Source organism: Staphylococcus sp. FSL W8-0056 (assembly GCF_037963075.1).
In the GTDB taxonomy this organism is placed as follows: Bacteria; Bacillota; Bacilli; order Staphylococcales; family Staphylococcaceae; genus Staphylococcus; species Staphylococcus aureus.
Map to the genome: position 1 here is coordinate 520,153 of NZ_CP150142.1, position 22,008 is coordinate 542,160.

Here is a 22,008-nt window from a genome sequence, read left to right on the forward strand (position 1 = left end):
TTTTATATTAATGCTTGACCAACTTGGGAAACCCAAAACCCTATGCTTCTTGCAGTAGAATCTTTAATACCAGTTCCCATCAATGCTTGTGAAACTTGACCTTGTACATTTCCCCATGTAGCCTCTTCTTGTTTTAATGCATTATTCAATGCGGGATTTACAAATTTATCCCATCTTTTTTTTATGATTTTCCGGCACGGGGACTGATTTCTTTAACACCATTAAACACAGATTTTTTATTTTTAATCATAGTTTTATAGTATCATGTTGGCTAAGCTATAAATAAGTCAGTTTCTCTAAAAATTAAATAACTGAATGTAAGACAATCAACAAACCAAATTTATACTTCATCTAAACTACTGTGGTCGTCATCTTTTTGCTTTTCTTTTTCTTTCTCTCGTTCTTGTTCTTTTTTGTACTCTTCTTCAAATTCTTTTTCTTTCTTTTCTACTTCTTCTCTTGTTTCCGCTCTATGAGAAAAATCTTCGGTTTTAAGTTTACTAAATTTGAATGATTTAGAATCAACTGTTTTATCTTCTGAGTATTTATGGACATTTAAATTAATATTTCCATCACCTCTTAACTCATAGATAAACATGGCTTGTGCAGTTTTGCCTTTTTTAATTTGATCTTGGTTATGTTCTGTCCAATCTTTATATTTTTTATCACTTAAAAGATAACCATCTCTTAATTTATTTACTGTATTTTTATCATCTTGAGTGATATTAATATAGTCATGAGAAATAGAAGATGGATTTAAATCTTTATCGTCTTTTTTAGCAGTAATTTCCATTTTAAAAGCGATATATTTCTTTTTCTCATCTTTTTCATTGATGATAAACGGTTCTTTTATTTTAGCTTCAAATTTGTCACTAACAATAGTATCGCCTTTAATTTTTATATCCATATTTTTTTTGCTTTTAAATTCTTTAAGTTCTTCATTTAATTCTTCATTGTCATTTTCTTTCTTTTTGTGACTAGCGCTCTCTTTTTTTGCACTATCTTGATGATGTCCACAAGCACCTAAGATAAGTGTACTTGCTAATAATATCCCCATTACTTTTTTCATTTAACATGTCTCCTTTATTTCGCAAAAATTTATTTTAAAAACTCTAAATGACTTATCATTTTGAGTAATTAAACAAAGTTGATATTTTGTGAGATTCTAAGATGATATTAAATAATTCTTGTAATAATGATCCTATGTATTGTTGCAATAAATTAATGAAACTATAATTACTAATATTATATTACTTTTATTGATAGAAATATATTACTTTTTTAAAAAACTTGTAATATATCGAAAGATTTAAATGTAAAATTTTGATTTGTTAAGAAATTACGTTTGTAAAAATAAAAAAATCAACTTATTTGTATGAGATGAATATGTATTGAAGAAGATGTGTTATTAATTTGGAAAATACTGGTCAAAGATGGGAGCTCTTAAAAGCGTTATTGTATTTTTTAGTCAATGCAAATAGATTGCCGTAATAATAATCGTACTTGATGGTTAAAAAATTACTTAAGGCTATAAAGCAAAACTTTTTATATGAGCAGTCGAATATAACGTTTAAAATGATTGTTTTTGGATATAAACGATTAAGTAAAATGCTTTTTCAGTTTGAAATTAATCATATAAATTTCTTATGGGAAGGTTGATATCTTAATGATTAATATCATTTCAGCTATAGGATCTATTGGAACATTTATTATGGCTTTATTTTATTTTGTATCAGTTTCAGTTCAACTTTATCAAATGAAAATTAGCTTTCTGCCAGCTTTAGGTTTTAACCAAATTTTATTAGAAAGGGAGAAGGATCAACTTAATATAATGAATTCGGCAACAGAAGAGCATCATCATAAAGATTATATTAAACTATATAATTTAGGTGGCGGTGCTGCTAAAAAAATTGCAATAGAGGTTTTATTGGGTAATGATAAAGTCATTCAGAAAAAATACGTGAATATTTTACCTAGTAAAGAAGGGTACATGTTACCAATTAATAAAAATGTGTACGAAGAATTAGAAAGAACGATTGAGAATAATGGTTATGAAGCTGATTTGAATGTACGTATGACTTATTATCATAATGTAAGTCGCAAACAACAGGAAGTTATATTAAAAGGTCAAATCGACCGTTTTAATACTTATAATAATAAAGAAATTTATGATTTGCAGTTTATCTAAAAATTGATTTAAGAGGGTAGTTGTTTATTGCGAAAAATATCATTCAATTTTAATGAAATAATGGCGTCATTACTATAAAATATTACTTTATGTTGTAATGCATTTTTCTATAAGATAGAACTAAAAGGAGGGGCAAAGATGCAAATTAGACAAATACATCAACATGACTTTGCTCAAGTTGACCAGTTAATTAGAACGGCATTTGAAAATAGTGAACATGGTTATGGTAATGAATCAGAGCTAGTAGACCAAATTCGTCTAAGTGATACGTATGACAATAACTTAGAAATAGTAGCTGTTCTTCAAAACGAAGTTGTAGGGCACGGTTTACTAAGTGAAGTTTATCTTGATAACGGAGCACAACGGGAAATTGGATTAGTGTTAGCACCTGTATCTGTTGATATTCATCATCAAAATAAAGGTATTGGGAAGCGATTGATTCAAGCATTAGAACGAGAAGCAATATTAAAAGGATATAATTTTATCAGTGTATTAGGATGGCCGACGTATTATGCCAATCTAGGATATCAACGCGCAAGTATGTACGACATTTATCCACCATATGATGGTATACCAGACGAAGCGTTTTTAATTAAAGAATTAAAAGTGAACAGTTTAGCGGGAAAAACAGGTACCATAAATTACACATCTGCTTTTGAAAAAATATGATTTAAAGCTAGGATTACATTAGGTAGAGTTCATATTAATAATAAAAAATGTTTGCAATCAAATCGTACGTTGTCGTTTGTAATTCTTAAAATAGCAATAAATAAAATGTTTGTTAGTAAAGTATTATTGTGGATAATAAAATATCGATACAAATTAATTGCTATAATGCAATTTTAGTGTATAATTCCATTAACAGAGATTAAATATATCTTTAAAGGGTATATAGTTAATATAAAATGACTTTTTAAAAAGAGGGAATAAAATGAATATGAAGAAAAAAGAAAAACACGCAATTCGGAAAAAATCGATTGGCGTGGCTTCAGTGCTTGTAGGTACGTTAATCGGTTTTGGACTACTCAGCAGTAAAGAAGCAGATGCAAGTGAAAATAGTGTTACGCAATCTGATAGCGCAAGTAACGAAAGCAAAAGTAATGATTCAAGTAGCGTTAGTGCTGCACCTAAAACAGACGACACAAACGTGAGTGATACTAAAACATCGTCAAACACTAATAATGGCGAAACGAGTGTGGCGCAAAATCCAGCACAACAGGAAACGACACAATCATCATCAACAAATGCAACTACGGAAGAAACGCCGGTAACTGGTGAAGCTACTACTACGACAACGAATCAAGCTAATACACCGGCAACAACTCAATCAAGCAATACAAATGCGGAGGAATTAGTGAATCAAACAAGTAATGAAACGACTTCTAATGATACTAATACAGTATCATCTGTAAATTCACCTCAAAATTCTACAAATGCGGAAAATGTTTCAACAACGCAAGATACTTCAACTGAAGCAACACCTTCAAACAATGAATCAGCTCCACAGAATACAGATGCAAGTAATAAAGATGTAGTTAGTCAAGCGGTTAATCCAAGTACGCCTAGAATGAGAGCATTTAGTTTAGCGGCAGTAGCTGCAGATGCACCGGCAGCTGGCACAGATATTACGAATCAGTTGACAGATGTGAAAGTTACTATTGACTCTGGTACGACTGTGTATCCGCACCAAGCAGGTTATGTCAAACTGAATTATGGTTTTTCAGTGCCTAATTCTGCTGTTAAAGGTGACACATTCAAAATAACTGTACCTAAAGAATTAAACTTAAATGGTGTAACTTCAACTGCTAAAGTGCCACCAATTATGGCTGGAGATCAAGTATTGGCAAATGGTGTAATCGATAGTGATGGTAATGTTATTTATACATTTACAGACTATGTTGATAATAAAGAAAATGTAACAGCTAATATTACTATGCCAGCTTATATTGACCCTGAAAATGTTACAAAGACAGGTAATGTGACATTGACAACTGGCATAGGAACCAATACTGCTAGTAAGACAGTATTAATCGACTATGAGAAATATGGACAATTCCATAATTTATCAATTAAAGGTACGATTGATCAAATCGATAAAACAAATAATACGTATCGCCAAACAATTTATGTCAATCCAAGCGGAGATAACGTTGTGTTACCTGCCTTAACAGGTAATTTAATTCCTAATACAAAGAGTAATGCGTTAATAGATGCAAAAAACACTGATATTAAAGTTTATAGAGTCGATAATGCTAATGATTTATCTGAAAGTTATTATGTGAATCCTAGCGATTTTGAAGATGTAACTAATCAAGTTAGAATTTCATTTCCAAATGCTAATCAATACAAAGTAGAATTTCCTACGGACGATGACCAAATTACAACACCGTATATTGTAGTTGTTAATGGCCATATTGATCCTGCTAGTACAGGTGATTTAGCACTACGTTCGACATTTTATGGTTATGATTCTAATTTTATATGGAGATCTATGTCATGGGACAACGAAGTAGCATTTAATAACGGATCAGGTTCTGGTGACGGTATCGATAAACCAGTTGTTCCTGAACAACCTGATGAGCCTGGTGAAATTGAACCAATTCCAGAGGATTCAGATTCTGACCCAGGTTCAGATTCTGGCAGCGATTCTAATTCAGATAGCGGTTCAGATTCTGGCAGTGATTCTACATCAGATAGTGGTTCAGATTCAGCGAGTGATTCAGATTCAGCAAGTGATTCAGACTCAGCGAGTGATTCAGATTCAGCAAGTGATTCAGATTCAGCAAGTGATTCAGATTCAGCAAGTGATTCAGACTCAGCAAGTGATTCAGATTCAGCAAGTGATTCAGATTCAGCAAGCGATTCAGATTCAGCGAGCGATTCAGATTCAGCGAGCGATTCAGATTCAGCGAGTGATTCCGACTCAGCGAGCGATTCAGACTCAGATAGTGACTCAGATTCCGATAGCGATTCCGACTCAGATAGCGACTCAGATTCAGACAGCGATTCTGACTCAGACAGCGATTCTGACTCAGACAGTGACTCAGATTCCGATAGCGATTCCGACTCAGACAGTGACTCAGATTCCGATAGCGATTCCGACTCAGACAGTGACTCAGATTCCGATAGCGATTCAGATTCCGACAGTGATTCCGACTCAGATAGCGATTCCGACTCAGATAGCGACTCAGATTCAGACAGCGATTCAGATTCAGACAGCGATTCTGACTCAGACAGTGACTCAGATTCCGATAGCGATTCAGATTCAGACAGTGATTCAGACTCAGATAGCGATTCAGATTCCGACAGTGACTCAGACTCAGACAGCGATTCAGATTCCGATAGCGATTCAGATTCCGACAGTGACTCAGATTCCGATAGTGACTCGGATTCAGCGAGTGATTCAGATTCAGATAGCGATTCAGAATCAGATAGTGACTCAGACTCAGACAGTGATTCAGATTCAGATAGTGACTCAGACTCAGACAGCGATTCAGAATCAGATAGTGACTCCGATTCAGACAGCGATTCAGAATCAGATAGTGACTCCGATTCAGATAGCGATTCGGATTCAGCGAGTGATTCAGACTCAGGTAGTGACTCCGATTCATCAAGTGATTCAGATTCCGATTCAACGAGTGACACAGGATCAGACAACGACTCAGACAGTGATTCAAATAGCGATTCCGAGTCAGGTTCTAACAATAATGTAGTTCCGCCTAATTCACCTAAAAATGGTACTAATGCTTCTAATAAAAATGAGGCTAAAGATAGTAAAGAACCATTACCAGATACAGGTTCTGAAGATGAAGCGAATACGTCACTAATTTGGGGATTATTAGCATCATTAGGTTCATTACTACTTTTCAGAAGAAAAAAAGAAAATAAAGATAAGAAATAAGTAATAATAATATTAAATTAATCATATGATTCATGAAGAAGCCACCTTAAAAGGTGGCTTTTTTACTTGGATTTTCCAAATATATTGTTTGAATATAATTAATAATTAATTCATCAACAGTTAATTATTTTAAAAAGGTAGATGTTATATAATTTGGCTTGGCGAAAAAATAGGGTGTAAGGTAGGTTGTTAATTAGGGAAAATTAAGGAGAAAATACAGTTGAAAAATAAATTGCTAGTTTTATCATTGGGAGCATTATGTGTATCACAAATTTGGGAAAGTAATCATGCGAGTGCAGTGGTTTCTGGGGAGAAGAATCCATATGTATCAAAAGCTTTAGAATTGAAAGATAAAAGTAATAAATCCAATTCTTACGAAAATTATAGAGATAGTTTAGAAAGTTTGATTTCATCATTATCTTTTGCTGATTATGAAAAATATGAAGAGCCAGAATATGAAAAGGCTGTAAAAAAATATCAACAAAAATTTATGGCTGAAGATGATGCATTAAAAAATTTTTTAAATGAAGAAAAGAAGATAAAAAATGCAGATATTAGCAGAAAATCGAATGATTTATTAGGTTTAACACATGAAAGATATTCTTATATTTTTGATACATTAAAGAAAAATAAACAAGAGTTTTTAAAAGATATTGAAGAAATACAACTGAAAAATAGTGATTTAAAGGACTTTAACAATACAGAGCAACATAATGCCGACGTAGAAATAAACAATTTAGAAAATAAAGTATTAATGGTAGGGTATACATTCTATAATACAAATAAGGACGAAGTTGAAGAATTATATAGTGAGTTAGATTTGATTGTTGGAGAAGTTCAAGATAAGTCGGATAAAAAAAGAGCAGTAAATCAAAGGATGTTAAATAGAAAAAAAGAGGATTTAGAATTTATTATAGATAAATTTTTTAAAAAAATTCAACAAGAACGTCCAGAGAGTATACCAGCATTAACTAGTGAAAAAAATCATAATCAGACTATGGCATTAAAGTTAAAAGCAGATACAGAAGCTGCTAAAAATGACGTATCAAAAAGAAGTAAAAGAAGTTTAAATACTCAAAATAATAAATCTACAACACAAGAAATTTCTGAAGAACAAAAAGCTGAATATCAAAGAAAGTCAGAGGCATTAAAAGAAAGATTTATAAACAGACAAAAATCTAAAAATGAGTCTGTGGTTTCACTAATCGATGACGAAGACGACAACGAAAACGACAGGCAACTTGTGGTTTCTGCGCCATCAAAGAAACCAACAACACCGACTACATATACTGAAACAACGACTCAGGTACCAATGCCTACAGTTGAGCGTCAAACTCAGCAACAAATCGTTTACAAAACACCAAAACCATTAGCTGGATTAAATGGTGAAAGTCATGATTTCACAACAACGCATCAATCACCAACAACTTCAAATCATACGCATAATAATGTTGTTGAATTTGAAGAAACGTCTGCTTTACCTGGTAGAAAATCAGGATCACTGGTTGGTATAAGTCAAATTGATTCTTCTCATCTAACTGAACGTGAGAAGCGTGTAATCAAGCGTGAACACGTTAGAGAAGCTCAAAAGTTAGTTGATAATTATAAAGATACACATAGTTATAAAGACCGATTAAATGCACAACAAAAAGTAAATACTTTAAGTGAAGGTCATCAAAAACGTTTTAATAAACAAATCAATAAAGTATACAATGGCAAATAATATTAATGCATGGCTGCAAAGCAAATAATGAGTTTGTCGTAAAAATAACAACATTTTAAACTAGCAATAAATAATATCAAAGTCATCATTTCAATGATGCAATCTAGTATAGTCCACATTCTAAACAGGTGTGGACTATTACTTTTTTCACTTTATATTACGAAAAAATTATTATGCTTAACTATCAATATCAATAATTAATTTTAAGCTGAAAAACAATAAAAATGTTAAGACAACGTTTACTTCAAGTTAATTATTATACTGAAAATTCTGGTATATAATGCTGTTAGTGAATATAACAGGGAAATTATATTGGTTATAATATTGAGTCTATATAAAGGAGAAATAACAGATGAAAAAGAAATTATTAGTTTTAACTATGAGCACGCTATTTGCTACACAACTTATCAATTCAAATCACGCTAAAGCATCAGTGACAGAGAGTGTTGACAAAAAATTTGTAGTTCCAGAATCAGGAATTAATAAAATTATTCCAGCTTACGATGAATTTAAGAATTCGCCAAAAGTAAATGTTAGTAATTTAACTGACAATAAAAACTTTGTAGTTTCTGAAGACAAATTGAATAAGATTGTAGATTCATCGGCAGCTAGTAAAATTGTAGATAAAAACTTTGCCGTACCAGAATCAAAGTTAGGAAACATTGTACCAGAGTACAAAGAAATCAATAATCGCGTGAATGTAGCAACAAACAATCCAGCTTCACAACAAGTTGATAAGCATTTTGTTGCTAAAGGCCCAGAAGTAAATAGATTTATTACGCAAAACAAAGTAAACCACCACTTCATTACTACGCAAACCCACTACAAGAAAGTTATTACTTCATACAAATCAACACATGTACATAAACATGTAAATCATGCAAAGGATTCTATTAATAAACACTTTATTGTTAAACCATCAGAATCGCCTAGATATACACATCCATCTCAATCTTTAATTATCAAGCATCATTTTGCAGTTCCTGGATATCACGCGCATAAATTTGTTACACCAGGGCATGCTAGCATTAAAATTAATCACTTTTGTGTTGTGCCACAAATAAATAGTTTCAAGGTAATTCCACCATATGGTCACAATTCACATCGTATGCATGTACCAAGTTTCCAAAATAACACAACAGCAACACATCAAAATGCTAAAGTAAATAAAGCATATGACTATAAATACTTCTATTCTTATAAAGTAGTTAAAGGTGTGAAGAAATATTTCTCATTTTCACAATCAAATGGTTATAAAATTGGGAAACCATCATTAAATATCAAAAATGTAAATTATCAATATGCTGTTCCAAGTTATAGCCCTACACACTACGTTCCTGAATTTAAGGGTAGCTTACCAGCACCACGAGTATAAAAATTGGCACTAAGTTTACGAGATATGATAAATACCTATTATTTTAAATATAGTCTACAATCTATGTGGTTGTAGGCTGTATTTTTTGCAGTTTATCAATAAACACCCATCAACAAATTATACCGTTTTTCTACTTTGAAAGTTGGAAGTAACATAATCTTAAATAAATATATTATTAATTAAGATAAATATAAGACTCAAGATTATTGTTAATAGTTTGTTCATCGCAAGTTAATTATTGTTTCTAAAATATTGGTATATAATTTTCAATGGCGAAGAAAACAGGGTGAAAAAGTCGGTTTTACAATCAAAGCAAATAAGGGAGCATAAATAAATGAAAAGGAAAGTACTAGTACTAACAATGGGTGTAATTTGTGCAACTCAATTATGGCATTCTAATCACGCAAACGCATTAGTGACAGAGAGTGTTGAAACTAATTTTGTTGTAAAAGATTCGGATAATAAAAATATTTTACAAACCCATACTGAAATTACTACTGAGGAGAAATTTTCAATAGTAGAAAAGAGTCAATTAAATAAATTAAAAGCACTATCTAATGACAACTACATAGAATATGATTTACATACTAATCAAACAGGTATTAAAAAAGGTTGGTTATATGGTTATAGTGAAATTGACTCATCACATTTCACAGACCGTGACAAACGCGTTATTAGACGTGATCATGTTAAAGAAGCACAAAGCTTAATTAACGATTATAAAGATACACAAAGCTATGAAGATCTCGCTAAGGCAACTGCAAAAGTAAGTACACTTAGTCAGTCTCACCAAAATTATTTAAATAAACAAATTGATAAAGTGAATAATAAAATAGAGAAAACTGAAAAACGCTAATCCAAAGTAAATTATAAGTTATACATCTCGTTTTTAAATGACAATTTATCCCCGTAAATATAATAAATAATCTTTTCAAATTCCGCATAGATATAGAGACGCTAATAAACCTCTTTGTCTCGATATGATAGTCTGCAACGATTCATGTTGTAGGCTTTTTAATTTTACAAATAAGGCTAAATATATAAGTTCTGACACCTAAAATATAGAAAATACATAAAAGTAAGTATAGTTATTTTATTATAATTATTAAATTTTTATTAATTAATTGTAAAAATGTAGAATTATAATTAATTAACGTTTAATATTAAAATTAACTAAAAAGAAAGAGGTGTTAGTTATGACAGAATACTTATTAAGTGCTGGCATATGTATGGCAATTGTTTCAATATTACTTATAGGGATGGCTATCAGTAATGTTTCGAAAGGGCAATACGCAAAGAGGTTTTTCTTTTTCGCTACTAGTTGCTTAGTGTTAACTTTAGTTGTAGTTTCAAGTCTAAGTAGCTCAGCAAATGCATCACAAACAGATAACGGCGTAAATAGAAGTGGTTCTGAAGATCCAACAGTATATAGTGCAACTTCAACTAAAAAATTACATAAAGAACCTGCGACATTAATTAAAGCGATTGATGGTGATACGGTTAAATTAATGTACAAAGGTCAACCAATGACATTCAGACTATTATTAGTTGATACACCTGAAACAAAGCATCCTAAAAAAGGTGTAGAGAAATATGGCCCTGAAGCAAGTGCATTTACGAAAAAAATGGTAGAAAATGCAAATAAAATTGAAGTCGAGTTTGACAAAGGTCAAAGAACTGATAAATATGGACGTGGCTTAGCGTATATTTATGCTGATGGAAAAATGGTAAACGAAGCTTTAGTTCGTCAAGGCTTGGCTAAAGTTGCTTATGTTTATAAACCTAACAATACACATGAACAACTTTTAAGAAAAAGTGAAGCACAAGCGAAAAAAGAGAAATTAAATATTTGGAGCGAAGACAACGCTGATTCAGGTCAATAATGCTCATTGTAAAAGTGTCACTGCTGCTAGTGGCCCTTTTATAATTTTTAGATCACGATATGATTTATTATCAATTCAGAATTAAAAAAGTAAATAGTATCAAAAGCAAGTGTATTTAATATTAGAAAATAAAAATTTTAAATTTAGTATTAAAATGGAATGTTACTATATAGTTCAATGTGTATTATCACAGAAAATAAAATAATGCTTTACTTCTATATTTAAAAGTGTATAATGAAAGTTAAGTAATAAAGAGCGTGAAGAAAAATGTGAGTTATTTATATAGAATATTCTCCTTTTCATTTATGAATTTGTTACAAAATATTTAGTGCAAAAGCACGACGGAGGTATTCAATATGAATAACGGTACAGTTAAATGGTTTAATGCAGAAAAAGGTTTTGGTTTCATCGAAAGAGAAGATGGTAGCGACGTATTCGTACACTTCTCAGCAATAGCTGAAGATGGATACAAATCATTAGAAGAAGGCCAAAAAGTTGAATTCGACATCGTTGAAGGCGACCGTGGCGAGCAAGCTGCAAACGTAGTTAAAATGTAATTTTAACTTATTCAAACAGTCCTTATTATAGGGCTGTTTTTTTATGCTTTAAATCGATAACAGTTGGTGTGGTAAAAGCACTAGCCGTTATTTTTTTGTCCAATAAATTGTGGAGATCTAACAATATATAATGGTTCTATAATAAATCGAATTGATGGAAAAGTTTTTTACTTTTCATCTGTCCGACTTTTGATTTTGAATAAAAAAAGCGCCAATACAGAACTTTAATAATGACGAGAATTAAAGTCTGTATATGGCGATAACAAGAAGTAATGTTAAACACTCAAAATGTTTAACAATAATAGGATACCACATCGCATAATATCTTACTACTTAATTAATAATTTAACTAATCAACTTTTTGTTAATTTTTTATTAAGACTGATTAATTATTGAGAATATTTATTGTTTTTAAAATCTCATAATAATTCAGTAATCTTGTTTTCATTTAAAAGGCGAAACATTAAAATAATTAAATAAAAATATTGCGTTTAATTTACAGCGTCAAATATACTTATTTCTAATGCTTTGGGGTCTACTGAAACAAGTAAAGAATGATCGATGTTACTAATATTGCCATTCTCCAAATTTATTTCTGTGAGTATTTGGAAGCTACCATTAGGCAATGGTTTAACAATAGACAATTGCTTTTCCGCTTGTTGTATTAAAAAAGGTTTTGTAGATTGATTATTAATATGCCATTCACTCATGTATGTTTTTCACTCCTGCTTTAAAATAGGGTTAAAAAGTTTATAGTTGAGACATTCATGTTCAACCAAAATTTTGTTCAAATTCAATAAATGTCTTGTTTAAAATAGAAATATTGTAAATGTTATCGTCCAAAATTTCACCAGTTAAGTATTTGTTTTGAATTAAAATTTGGCAGTTAGTTAAGAAGTCTTGATAATCACGATCGCAAAAATAGTTTTCACGTGCATCTTTAGCATCGCCAAAAAAGTTAGCGACTGTTTCTGTTTCTCCATTATTCGAACGTTCAATATATAATTTGTAAAATTTAGCTATTGTATACTTTTGTTCTTTAGTTAGTTCATTCAAAATATTGGGCCTCCTGAAATATCATTTGTAATCTATACCCAATTTATTGCAAAACACAAACTAATTTAACTATTTGATGAAACTGTGTTAATAAGCTTTTACAAGCCTTAGTTTGTATGGATCTATAAAATTATCTTTAATTGCATAGGGTGAAATAATATGTAGTCCATAACTTTTAACTGATTTTTCACTTACACCAAATTTATAAGCTTGGTAGATAATTTTAGTACAATACGTAAATTTTTTGCTGTTCAAATTTAATGTAACTAGATAACGATGATTTGTATTTTCATAGTTTTTCTTAACCCATTCAGCCGCTTTTTTACCTGCACCAGGATAGCTGCAACGATAAACTTTCATCCAATCATTTTTGCCACTTGCATAATTATATTTAAAAGATTCGAAGGATTGTGTAGTTGGTTTGTCGCCAGGCCCCTCAATTTGTAAAATCGTTTTATCATCAATCGCGATACTACAATGACCAAAAAATCCCCACATGACAGGGCCTTTTGTAACAATAATATCACCAGGTTGTAATTGGAATTTGTCATCTTGAATTTCTGAATACTTATTATCTGCAATTGTTTTTGGTGAGTTTATAGGGGATACGACAACGAATAATATAAGTAAAATTATCGTTCGTTTAATATAGTTCACTTAAAAGCTCCTTGTTGAAGAAATATATGTAAATAGTCTTAAATTAGAATTGTAATCTTTAATAAGCTTGTAAGACTAAAACATATCTTAAATATTAAAGTATGAGAGTGTGAAATGTCTATTAAGAATAAAAAACAGTCTGAAACATCATTGAGACGTTTCAGACTGGATATAAAATGAATTTCATTTATAGCACACCAAATATAAATGTGTATATTAATATAGCGAATCCAAAAATATAGAGAATGACAGTGAAACTTAAATAGGACTCTTTTTTAGATTCTTTGCCAGTTTTTTTCATTAATACGAGTATAAACGTAGCGGCAACTAAGAAAATTAATGCTAGCCAAAACAGAATTGCAAAATGTAAAGACATGTGAAACCCTCCTTATATACCGTAATTATTAACCTATAAAACTATAAAAAATAGGATAAATGTAATAGAGAACGAGTACGATATTTATAAAAAATAATATTTCACTTAACCAGTTTTTAGTTATCATTGCAATGGTAAAGGATACGATGAGTATCACACCACAAATGATAATACCAGGCAGGAGCCAACATAAATCATCTAAATCTTTATTATATGTGATTAAAATATTAAAGATAACAAAAGTGGTAGTAATAACTATATTGATAGCATTTAACAAAATGTTATTCATGACTGACACCTACTAGTATAAAAATAGCTTCTTAATAAATATGATAACACTATTTTCCAATAGGTAAATAAAAAGTATAGTTATTTTTAAAATATTATTTGTAGAATGCTAAAGTTTATTAATTCAAACAAGTGAGCATATATAGGGATGTATAGTATTAATATGAAAAGAATATTTACATACTAAAAACTCTTAAAGTTGTATAATTCGTTAATATTTTTAGAATCAGATATCAAAAAAATGTGCAAAATCACTTTTGCACATTTACAAATACTAGTTTTCTGATAAGATTAATAATAACACTTTAAATAGCGCTTAATAAATGAAGGGGGCAAGTCTTATGACGTTTTACAATTTCATCATGGGTTTTCAAAATGATAACACACCATTTGGTATATTGGCCGAACACGTTAGTGAAGATAAAGCATTCCCTCGATTAGAAGAAAGACACCAAGTAATTAGAGCATATGTGATGTCTAATTACACAGATCATCAATTAATTGAAACTACAAATAGAGCTATTAGCTTATATATGGCAAATTAATTTGAGTAGTACCAATTATGATGTATTAGTGCATCCCAAATATCTTTTGTTTTAAAGTTTATTTCATCATTTCTTATCGAAAATGGTGTAATAATGTCTTTATCTAACCAAGTGTTGATAAGTTCATTTGGTACACCATCTAACAACATTTCACTTTTACTAATTATAAAACATTCCCAGTCAAGTGAAACATTTTGTGGATTCACATAATTACATTGATTATGATGATCCATAAACACTCACTCCTTTAAAATTCTGTACTCTTCATTGCGTTTTACCCCGTCACATTATCTTTTAAACTAAAATCATCATTACTTATGAAAAAAATGTACATCAAAAGCAAAGGTTTTCGCTACCGAAAAAGTTTAAATAATGGTTTAATATATTTGGTACTCATTTTAATAAAAAGAGAATACATTTTGAGCTATCAATACTTTTTATTGAAGAGGTGTTATTGTTGGCTAAAACGTTATATTTAATGCGCCACGGACAAACTTTGTTTAATTTTAAGGGACTAATTCAGGGATTTGGAGATTCGCCGCTAACAGAACTTGGAATTGCTCAAGCTCAAAAGGCACGTAGTTATTATGAAACTAAGGGGATAAACTTCGATTTATATGCATCATCAACGCAAGAACGCGCAAGTGACACACTTGAAAATGTTGCACCTAACCAATCGTATCAACGTTTTAAGGGACTGAAGGAATGGCATTTTGGAATATTTGAAGGTGAGTCAGTCTATCTATTTGATAATCTATACAAGCCTGAGGACTTATTCGGAGATCGAATTGTTCCTTTCAAAGGAGAGGCAAGGCAACAAGTTGAAGAACGCATTGTGAAAACTTTACATGACATTATGTCTCAAACAAAGAATAATGCATTAGTCGTGAGTCATGGAACAATAATGGGAGTATTTTTAAGATATTGCCTTAAACTAGATGAAGCATTAAAGCATAATATCGGTAATTGTAATATCCTGAAATTTGAATATGACAATGGAACATTTAAATTTGTTGAGTTAATTGATCCAAATTTATAATAAATAAAGCGTTATACATAGACACAAGTATGTCTTTTGTATAACGCTTTTAAAATACAACTACATAACGCTTTAGAATAATAATTGAATAAGTTTTTGTAATATCATTAGAGCAACAATAATAATTATTATGCTTGATATTTTATTGATTATTGTTAATAATTTTCCAGTTTTATCAATTGATCCAACCATTTTTCCTAAAATTGCGAGTAAAAAGAACCATAACCATGAAACGCTAATACAAGCGATTGTAAACGCAATTTTATTGCTGCCACTATATAATGCAGCACTACTACCAATTACACCAATTGTATCTAAAATAGCATGTGGATTGAGTAATGAAACTGATAAAGCAAAACTTACTTGTTTCATTGGAGATATAATTTGAGCTTCTCCATCTGTTGAGGGTTTATCATGCCAAATGGTCCAAGCCATATACATCAAGAAAATTAAACCAACTATATAAATAATTGCTTGAAGTACAGGTAAAGACATAATAATGATAGATACTCCTACCACTGCAATAATAATAAGTAAGCTGTCTGACAACCCGGCTGTAATTATTGCAGGCAATACATATCTATATTTTGGTTGATTAGCTCCTTGGTTAAAAATAAATACATTTTGTGCACCTAAAGGTAAAATTAGACCAATCGCTAAGATAAATCCATGAATAATTGCGGTTACCATTAAGTTTTGACACCCCTAAAACATAGAATATTCTGAAAAAACTTATTGTTATCATATCAAATAAAAAACAACTACTCAATAGTAGAGTAGTTGTATGAAAAATAGAACCTATATGATTTGAATTTATGAGAAATGTAGAATATATAAAACTGTATTACTTATTAATCAAATCATAAAAAAGCCAATGTTCATCGAAATAGGTATTTCCGATTTTAATTGCATTTTTCTCAAAACCAAGAATGTCGAATCCTAGTGCACTATAGAAAACTTTAGCACCTATGTTGTTTGACACAATTGATGTAAGTAAAGATTCGTAATTGTTCTGCCGTGCATAATTAATAATGAAATTAATGAGCTCGCTATTAATCGATTTATCGTTATTAGTAACAAAGTTGTATTTAATTAATGATTTATGTTCTTTTCCAACGTATCGAATTTGTTCTAAGGCAGCTGTTGCGATAAGTGTTTCGTTTTCATAATAGCCAAATACAATACATTTCGGTGAACCTTGATTTAAAATGTCATGTATTAAGGTGTCAGTCATTGTTTGACTATAATGTGAATCTTGAGTGAATTCTTCATTGACTGTCGAAACAAGTCTCTTATACTCATTAAAATCATTATTCGTTAATGTTTTAATTTCAATCATTACTGACCTCCTTAATCATTATTAAGAAAGATTTTGTACTAAAAAAATTTCTTAATTACATATTAAAATGTTTATTAAAATTTTGCAATCACTGATTTATATGCACATTCTTGTAAATGGATTATCAATTTAATTATATTTATTTTTAAGTTCAGGAAATTATGGAATTGGTTATTGATCGACACTGGACTTTTATTTGGAGACGTTATGCGAAGAAGTCAAGCCAGTATTGGAACCGGTCACATTTATGATGACTAAGGGACAATCATTTTCAGTTAAATATTGCCAGAAATTTCAGTCACGAATAGAAAAAATAACCAACCAAAAATTTTTGGTTGGCAAATTTGAATTTTATGTGAATTTTATTAATAACGTTGAATAATCTCTTTAAGTTAATGCTAATCTACAACATTTACATTTAAATCGACATTAATATTTCCTTGAGTCGCTTTTGAATATGGACAAAATTCATGAGCCATTTGTAAATATTTTTCAGCTTCTTCTTGAGATATAACATTTTTAATTGTCGCATCAATTGAAACACTTAATTTAGGACTTTCTGAGTCTGAATCATCTTCTAGTCTCACTGTTAGTGTTACTTCTGGATGAGCATCACGCACTTTGTTTTGCTTTAAAATTAGGTCGAAAGCACCGTTGAAGCAAGATGCATAACCTGCTGCAAATAATTGTTCGGGGTTAGTAGCTTTACCATCTGCTTGAGCAGGCGGAACGATATCAATATCTAACGCTCGATCATCAGTATAAACATGTCCTTTACGTCCGCCAACATTCGTCGCTTTAGTTTCATAATGTATTGCCATTCTTATAACCTCCTAATTTAAAATACATTTATGCTTTACCCATTCGAAAATACCTTAATCATTTTCATTTATAGCATTGTTTGATTGAAGGATAAAAAGTTGTTGTTTACAATAAAAATAATGAGTATCTGAAATGAGGGATTTACTATGACACATGTGGAAGTAGTAGCGACTATCGCGCCACAATTATCTATCGAAGAAACTTTAATTCAAAAAATTAATCATCGTATTGATGCAATAGACGTATTAGAATTACGAATTGATCAAATTGAAAATGTCACAGTTGATCAAGTGGCAGAAATGATTACAAAGCTGAAGGTTATGCAAGATTCATTCAAATTATTAGTTACGTATCGTACAAAGTTACAAGGTGGCTATGGGCAATTTATAAATGACTTGTATCTTAATTTAATATCAGACTTAGCAAATATCAATGGCATAGATATGATTGATATAGAATGGCAAGCAGATATTGACATTGAAAAACATCAACGAATCATTAAACACTTGCAACAGTATAATAAAGAGGTGGTTATATCACATCATAATTTCGAAAGTACGCCTCCATTAGATGAATTGCAATTTATATTTTTTAAAATGCAAAAATTCAACCCAGAATACGTTAAATTAGCAGTAATGCCACATAATAAAAATGATGTGTTAAATTTATTGCAGGCAATGTCTACATTTTCAGATACTATGGACTGCAAAGTTGTTGGTATTTCAATGTCTAAACTTGGACTAATAAGTAGAACGGCTCAAGGCGTTTTTGGTGGTGCATTGACTTATGGTTGTATCGGAGAACCACAAGCTCCAGGACAGATTGATGTTACTGATTTAAAAGCACAAGTGACTTTATACTAATAAAATGAATTAGGTTGCTTTTGTGTAAGTGCTGTCTTATAATTGAGAAGTATTATCATTGTTCGTGGAGGAGCGATTTTAGATGGAATTACAACAAGCAATAGCTAATAGAAGAAGTGTGAAAAAATTTAAAAGAGATATGCACATAGATGACGCATTGCTATATCAAGCAATTGAGAAAGCTGCTGATGCTCCAAATCACGGAATGAGGGAACCATGGAGAGTTGTGCATGTTCCGAAAGACAGATTAGGAGATATGAGTAAGGATATTTCTAAATTTGCATTTCCTAATGAATTAGATAAGCAACAATGTCATTATGATGCAGTAACGAAACTAGGTGGCATGTTATTGCTTATTTTAAAAACAGATCCAAGACAACGTCAAAATGATGAAAACTACTTTGCATTTGGTGCATATGCACAAAATCTTATGTTGTTACTTTATGAAGCGGGGATAGGTACATGTTGGAAATCGCCATTATATATCTATGATCCTAAAGTAAGAAAAACACTTGGTATAAAGAAAGATGAAGTTCTTGCTGGATTCTTATATTTAACGGATTTAGAAGAAGATATGCCTAAAGCACCACGTAAAAATAGAAACTTAATTACATTATATTAATATGTATAATTATAGAAAACATTAATAAAAGCTGAGACATGAATTGATGGACATCTATCGAGTTAGAGATTTAATCTAATTTACTAGAGTCGGTACAATCACAGTCTCAGCTTTTTATTGTGAAGTATATACACATTTGTATTTTAGTATTTATTTAAAAGTTTCTGCTAAAAATGATTCAACTTGTTCAGGTGACTTAGCATTTGCTGAATGAAGGTGTGCAATTTTGTCGCCGTTTTTAAATACTAGCAAGCTAGGGATACCCATAACTTCATTTTCAACAACTACATCTTCTAATTCATCACGATTAACAGTATACCATTGGTAATCATTATATTGTTCTACGATTGGGTCAATCCATAAATCCATAGCACGACAGTCTGGGCACCATCCTGCCTCAAATTTAACAATTACAGGTGTATCGCTATTAATTATAGATTTAAATGATTCATTACTTTTGATTGCTTGCATTGTAACAACTCCTCTAGATAGTTTAATAATTTTTATTATAGCTAAATTTATATCATAATAAAAAATTTTAGCTTCAAAATGAAAGCCTTTTGCTATGGAAAATGATATATTTATTTTAAATACATAAAGGAGGTTGCAGTCGCATGATTAAATTTTACCAATATAAGAATTGTACAACTTGTAAAAAGGCAGCAAAGTTTTTAGATGAATATGGCGTAAGTTATGAACCAATTGATATCGTTCAACATACACCTACAATAAATGAATTTAAAACAATAATTGCAAATACAGGCGTAGAAATTAATAAATTGTTTAATACACACGGTGCGAAATATCGTGAGCTTGATTTGAAAAATAAATTACAAACTTTATCAGATGATGAAAAGTTAGAGTTGTTATCATCTGATGGTATGTTAGTAAAGCGTCCTCTAGCAGTAATGGGCGATAAGATAACATTAGGATTTAAAGAAGATCAATATAAAGAGACTTGGTTAGCGTAAGTGAAATGTAAACGTTTACTAAATATCTCGATATTTAGATTCATTACATGTAAAATGAAATAAGCTATACAATTGTTAATTTTTATAAATATAGTTGAATAGCATCTAGCCTTATGGCATCATTAATGATGTAAAGATTAATTAGGAGGGGATTCTCTTGGCAGTACCAAATGAATTGAAATATTCAAAAGAGCATGAATGGGTTAAAGTTGAAGGTAATGTAGCAACAATTGGAATCACAGAATACGCACAAAGCGAGTTAGGTGATATTGTTTTCGTTGAATTACCAGAAACAGATGATGAAATTAATGAAGGGGATACGTTTGGTAGCGTAGAATCAGTTAAAACTGTATCAGAATTATATGCACCAATCTCTGGTAAAGTAGTTGAAGTCAACGAAGAACTAGAAGATAGTCCCGAATTTGTAAATGAATCTCCATACGAAAAAGCATGGATGGTAAAAGTAGAAATTAGTGATGAAAGTCAGCTTGAAGCTTTATTAACAGCTGAAAAATATTCAGAAATGATTGGTGAATAATCACCGTGTAACTCCTTAATCTAAGATTGAGGAGTTTATTTTTAGTCTGAGTAAGTAAATAATATGAAAGAAAATTTATTAGGCACTATTATTTGGAGTATTGCTACATTTTATTATTCAAGAATGATGAAAATAATGAATTTAGCTATTTTAAAAATAAAAATTGGGGGAAGTTAATATGCTAAACATTCAAGACGTTAGTCATCTTTCTAAAAAGGAGCAAAAAGCATATAACCGTTTCGTAGAATCTGTAGAAAACGGTAATTTACCAGTACTACCATGTATTGAAATGGATTTAAAAGAGATGCAAGAAGAAACTTTAAGCCAGAGTAAGATTGGTGGAATGCCATTTTTAAAATCTTTTAAAGATATACCATTAGATGAAAATAATGTACCAATGGTATTGTTAGCACAGATTAATTTGAATGATCTTCCAGAACAACAAGAATTATTTCCTGTAAATGAAGGGATATTGCAGTTTTGGATTAGTTCAGAAGATCAAATGTATGGTATGTCTGAAAATTTAAAGGGAAACAATATAAACTCAAGGCTTGTTTATATAAAAGAGCCAATTACAGATTTATCACTCGAAAATATTCAAGTGCATTTGAAGTCATTAGATGCTGATAATGAGGATATCCCGTTCAGTGGAGCATTTTCTATAGAATTTAGATTGTCGAAACAAACTATTACATGTACTGATTATAAGTACGATGAGGACGTGCTTGCATTGTGGAATAAAGTCAATCCATCCTTCGCGCTAAAATCGATGTTTGGTGGATATGATGAATTAATGGAACCTGTGTGTAACACATTTACTGCTAAGGAGCCATTTAATCAACTTGGTGGTTATCCATATTTTGACCAAATAGATCCAAGAACGAACGATCAAGAACTGAAAATGTATGATAGAGTCTTACTGCAAATTGATTCTACAAGAGATGGTAATTCTTCGATTATATGGGGTGATTTAGGTATTGCCAATATCTTAGTGAAATCTACTGACCTTGAGGCTATGAAGTTTGATGATTACATGTATTCATGGGATTGCAGCTAAGAGAATCATAAAAATATATTACTTTAATAAGTGTAGTATCTATAGATCAATCTAGGGAGTGGGACAGAAATGATATTTTCGCAAAATTTATTTCGTCGTCCCACCCCAACTTGCATTGTCTGTAGAAATTGAGAATCCAATTTCTCTTTGTTGGGGCCCATCCCCAACTTGCATTGCCTGTAGAATTTCTTTTCGAAATTCTCTGTGT

28 protein-coding genes are annotated in these 22,008 nt (G+C 30.8%); 16 read left to right on the forward strand and 12 right to left on the reverse strand.

The window, feature by feature from the left end:
- Window positions 1-2: 2 nt before the first annotated feature.
- Window positions 3-149 carry a hypothetical protein gene (locus NSS86_RS02600; RefSeq protein WP_001057759.1) on the reverse strand — a complete coding sequence of 49 codons (147 nt, stop codon included), beginning with the start codon at window positions 147-149 and terminating at the stop codon, window positions 3-5.
- Window positions 150-340: 191 nt separating this feature from the next.
- Window positions 341-1,069 carry a DUF5067 domain-containing protein gene (locus tag NSS86_RS02605; protein ID WP_000757397.1) on the reverse strand — a complete coding sequence of 243 codons (729 nt, stop codon included), beginning with the start codon at window positions 1,067-1,069 and terminating at the stop codon, window positions 341-343.
- Window positions 1,070-1,503: 434 nt separating this feature from the next.
- Between NSS86_RS02605 and NSS86_RS02610 the strand changes: the two genes are divergently transcribed.
- The 9 genes from NSS86_RS02610 to NSS86_RS02650 all read left to right on the forward strand — a co-directional run bounded on the left by NSS86_RS02610 (window position 1,504) and on the right by NSS86_RS02650 (window position 11,627).
- Window positions 1,504-1,659, forward strand: coding sequence for a hypothetical protein (locus NSS86_RS02610; protein ID WP_001790158.1), 156 nt, complete (start codon window positions 1,504-1,506; stop codon window positions 1,657-1,659).
- A 7-nt stretch (window positions 1,660-1,666) separates the two neighbouring features.
- Window positions 1,667-2,188 (forward strand): hypothetical protein, encoded by a 522-nt coding sequence (locus NSS86_RS02615; protein ID WP_000608192.1) that lies wholly within the window; start codon window positions 1,667-1,669, stop codon window positions 2,186-2,188.
- Between the two features lie 138 nt (window positions 2,189-2,326).
- A complete protein-coding gene (locus tag NSS86_RS02620; RefSeq protein ID WP_001167158.1) occupies window positions 2,327-2,857 on the forward strand; it encodes an N-acetyltransferase in 531 nt (176 codons plus the stop codon).
- Between the two features lie 262 nt (window positions 2,858-3,119).
- Window positions 3,120-6,089: an MSCRAMM family adhesin clumping factor ClfA gene (gene clfA, locus NSS86_RS02625; RefSeq protein ID WP_001056195.1), complete on the forward strand. Its 2,970-nt coding sequence runs from the start codon at window positions 3,120-3,122 to the stop codon at window positions 6,087-6,089.
- A 220-nt stretch (window positions 6,090-6,309) separates the two neighbouring features.
- Complete coding sequence (gene vwb / locus NSS86_RS02630) at window positions 6,310-7,812, forward strand: von Willebrand factor binding protein Vwb (RefSeq protein WP_000791700.1); 1,503 nt, start codon at window positions 6,310-6,312, stop codon at window positions 7,810-7,812.
- 352 nt (window positions 7,813-8,164) lie between these two features.
- Window positions 8,165-9,187 carry an extracellular matrix protein-binding adhesin Emp gene (gene emp, locus NSS86_RS02635; protein ID WP_000728068.1) on the forward strand — a complete coding sequence of 341 codons (1,023 nt, stop codon included), beginning with the start codon at window positions 8,165-8,167 and terminating at the stop codon, window positions 9,185-9,187.
- Between the two features lie 334 nt (window positions 9,188-9,521).
- Complete coding sequence (locus tag NSS86_RS02640) at window positions 9,522-10,043, forward strand: hypothetical protein (protein WP_000824482.1); 522 nt, start codon at window positions 9,522-9,524, stop codon at window positions 10,041-10,043.
- A gap of 340 nt (window positions 10,044-10,383) precedes the next feature.
- Entirely contained in the window at window positions 10,384-11,070 is a 687-nt protein-coding gene (locus NSS86_RS02645; RefSeq protein WP_000141557.1) for a thermonuclease family protein, read from the forward strand.
- Between the two features lie 356 nt (window positions 11,071-11,426).
- Window positions 11,427-11,627, forward strand: a complete 201-nt coding sequence (locus NSS86_RS02650) for a cold-shock protein (protein WP_001059082.1) — start codon at window positions 11,427-11,429, stop codon at window positions 11,625-11,627.
- A 491-nt stretch (window positions 11,628-12,118) separates the two neighbouring features.
- Here NSS86_RS02650 and NSS86_RS02655 read toward each other — a convergent pair whose 3' ends face one another.
- From NSS86_RS02655 to NSS86_RS02675, 5 genes are all read right to left on the reverse strand, one after another.
- A complete protein-coding gene (locus tag NSS86_RS02655) occupies window positions 12,119-12,337 on the reverse strand; it encodes a hypothetical protein (protein ID WP_000005886.1) in 219 nt (72 codons plus the stop codon).
- A gap of 61 nt (window positions 12,338-12,398) precedes the next feature.
- Window positions 12,399-12,683 (reverse strand): hypothetical protein, encoded by a 285-nt coding sequence (locus NSS86_RS02660; RefSeq protein WP_001004399.1) that lies wholly within the window; start codon window positions 12,681-12,683, stop codon window positions 12,399-12,401.
- Between the two features lie 87 nt (window positions 12,684-12,770).
- Window positions 12,771-13,340: a lipoprotein N-acylation protein LnsA gene (lnsA, locus tag NSS86_RS02665; protein WP_001106654.1), complete on the reverse strand. Its 570-nt coding sequence runs from the start codon at window positions 13,338-13,340 to the stop codon at window positions 12,771-12,773.
- Between the two features lie 187 nt (window positions 13,341-13,527).
- Window positions 13,528-13,716 (reverse strand): hypothetical protein, encoded by a 189-nt coding sequence (locus tag NSS86_RS02670; protein WP_000052076.1) that lies wholly within the window; start codon window positions 13,714-13,716, stop codon window positions 13,528-13,530.
- A 28-nt stretch (window positions 13,717-13,744) separates the two neighbouring features.
- Window positions 13,745-14,005: a hypothetical protein gene (locus NSS86_RS02675; RefSeq protein ID WP_001059690.1), complete on the reverse strand. Its 261-nt coding sequence runs from the start codon at window positions 14,003-14,005 to the stop codon at window positions 13,745-13,747.
- A gap of 340 nt (window positions 14,006-14,345) precedes the next feature.
- Between NSS86_RS02675 and NSS86_RS02680 the strand changes: the two genes are divergently transcribed.
- A complete protein-coding gene (locus NSS86_RS02680) occupies window positions 14,346-14,549 on the forward strand; it encodes a sterile alpha motif-like domain-containing protein (RefSeq protein ID WP_000145163.1) in 204 nt (67 codons plus the stop codon).
- On the opposite strand, the gene NSS86_RS02685 is transcribed toward NSS86_RS02680, so the two are convergent.
- On the reverse strand, window positions 14,546-14,782 hold the full coding sequence (locus tag NSS86_RS02685; protein WP_000349581.1) for a hypothetical protein: 237 nt from the start codon (window positions 14,780-14,782) through the stop codon (window positions 14,546-14,548). The genes NSS86_RS02680 and NSS86_RS02685 overlap by 4 nt on opposite strands.
- 224 nt (window positions 14,783-15,006) lie before the next feature.
- On the opposite strand from NSS86_RS02685, the gene NSS86_RS02690 reads away from it, so the two are divergent.
- Window positions 15,007-15,588, forward strand: coding sequence for a histidine phosphatase family protein (locus tag NSS86_RS02690; RefSeq protein ID WP_001140693.1), 582 nt, complete (start codon window positions 15,007-15,009; stop codon window positions 15,586-15,588).
- A gap of 72 nt (window positions 15,589-15,660) precedes the next feature.
- On the opposite strand, the gene NSS86_RS02695 is transcribed toward NSS86_RS02690, so the two are convergent.
- The 3 genes from NSS86_RS02695 to NSS86_RS02705 form a co-directional block, all read right to left on the reverse strand.
- A complete protein-coding gene (locus tag NSS86_RS02695) occupies window positions 15,661-16,278 on the reverse strand; it encodes a LysE/ArgO family amino acid transporter (protein WP_000255551.1) in 618 nt (205 codons plus the stop codon).
- A 154-nt stretch (window positions 16,279-16,432) separates the two neighbouring features.
- On the reverse strand, window positions 16,433-16,927 hold the full coding sequence (locus NSS86_RS02700) for a GNAT family N-acetyltransferase (protein ID WP_339302329.1): 495 nt from the start codon (window positions 16,925-16,927) through the stop codon (window positions 16,433-16,435).
- Window positions 16,928-17,325: 398 nt separating this feature from the next.
- Complete coding sequence (locus NSS86_RS02705) at window positions 17,326-17,748, reverse strand: organic hydroperoxide resistance protein (RefSeq protein ID WP_000974460.1); 423 nt, start codon at window positions 17,746-17,748, stop codon at window positions 17,326-17,328.
- 147 nt (window positions 17,749-17,895) lie between these two features.
- On the opposite strand from NSS86_RS02705, the gene aroD reads away from it, so the two are divergent.
- Window positions 17,896-18,612: a type I 3-dehydroquinate dehydratase gene (aroD, locus tag NSS86_RS02710; protein WP_000150011.1), complete on the forward strand. Its 717-nt coding sequence runs from the start codon at window positions 17,896-17,898 to the stop codon at window positions 18,610-18,612.
- Between the two features lie 82 nt (window positions 18,613-18,694).
- Window positions 18,695-19,234: a nitroreductase gene (locus tag NSS86_RS02715; RefSeq protein WP_000422908.1), complete on the forward strand. Its 540-nt coding sequence runs from the start codon at window positions 18,695-18,697 to the stop codon at window positions 19,232-19,234.
- A 150-nt stretch (window positions 19,235-19,384) separates the two neighbouring features.
- Here NSS86_RS02715 and NSS86_RS02720 read toward each other — a convergent pair whose 3' ends face one another.
- A complete protein-coding gene (locus NSS86_RS02720; protein WP_001147952.1) occupies window positions 19,385-19,705 on the reverse strand; it encodes a thioredoxin family protein in 321 nt (106 codons plus the stop codon).
- Between the two features lie 143 nt (window positions 19,706-19,848).
- Between NSS86_RS02720 and NSS86_RS02725 the strand changes: the two genes are divergently transcribed.
- The 3 genes from NSS86_RS02725 (at window position 19,849) to NSS86_RS02735 (ending at window position 21,800) form a co-directional block, all read left to right on the forward strand.
- A complete protein-coding gene (locus tag NSS86_RS02725; RefSeq protein ID WP_000589549.1) occupies window positions 19,849-20,205 on the forward strand; it encodes an arsenate reductase family protein in 357 nt (118 codons plus the stop codon).
- Between the two features lie 157 nt (window positions 20,206-20,362).
- Window positions 20,363-20,743 carry a glycine cleavage system protein GcvH gene (gene gcvH, locus NSS86_RS02730; RefSeq protein ID WP_000290491.1) on the forward strand — a complete coding sequence of 127 codons (381 nt, stop codon included), beginning with the start codon at window positions 20,363-20,365 and terminating at the stop codon, window positions 20,741-20,743.
- A 178-nt stretch (window positions 20,744-20,921) separates the two neighbouring features.
- The gene (locus tag NSS86_RS02735; RefSeq protein WP_000932225.1) at window positions 20,922-21,800 is read left to right on the forward strand and encodes a YwqG family protein; all 879 of its coding nucleotides are present in this window, start codon (window positions 20,922-20,924) and stop codon (window positions 21,798-21,800) included.
- The last annotated feature ends 208 nt before the right edge of the window (window positions 21,801-22,008 follow it).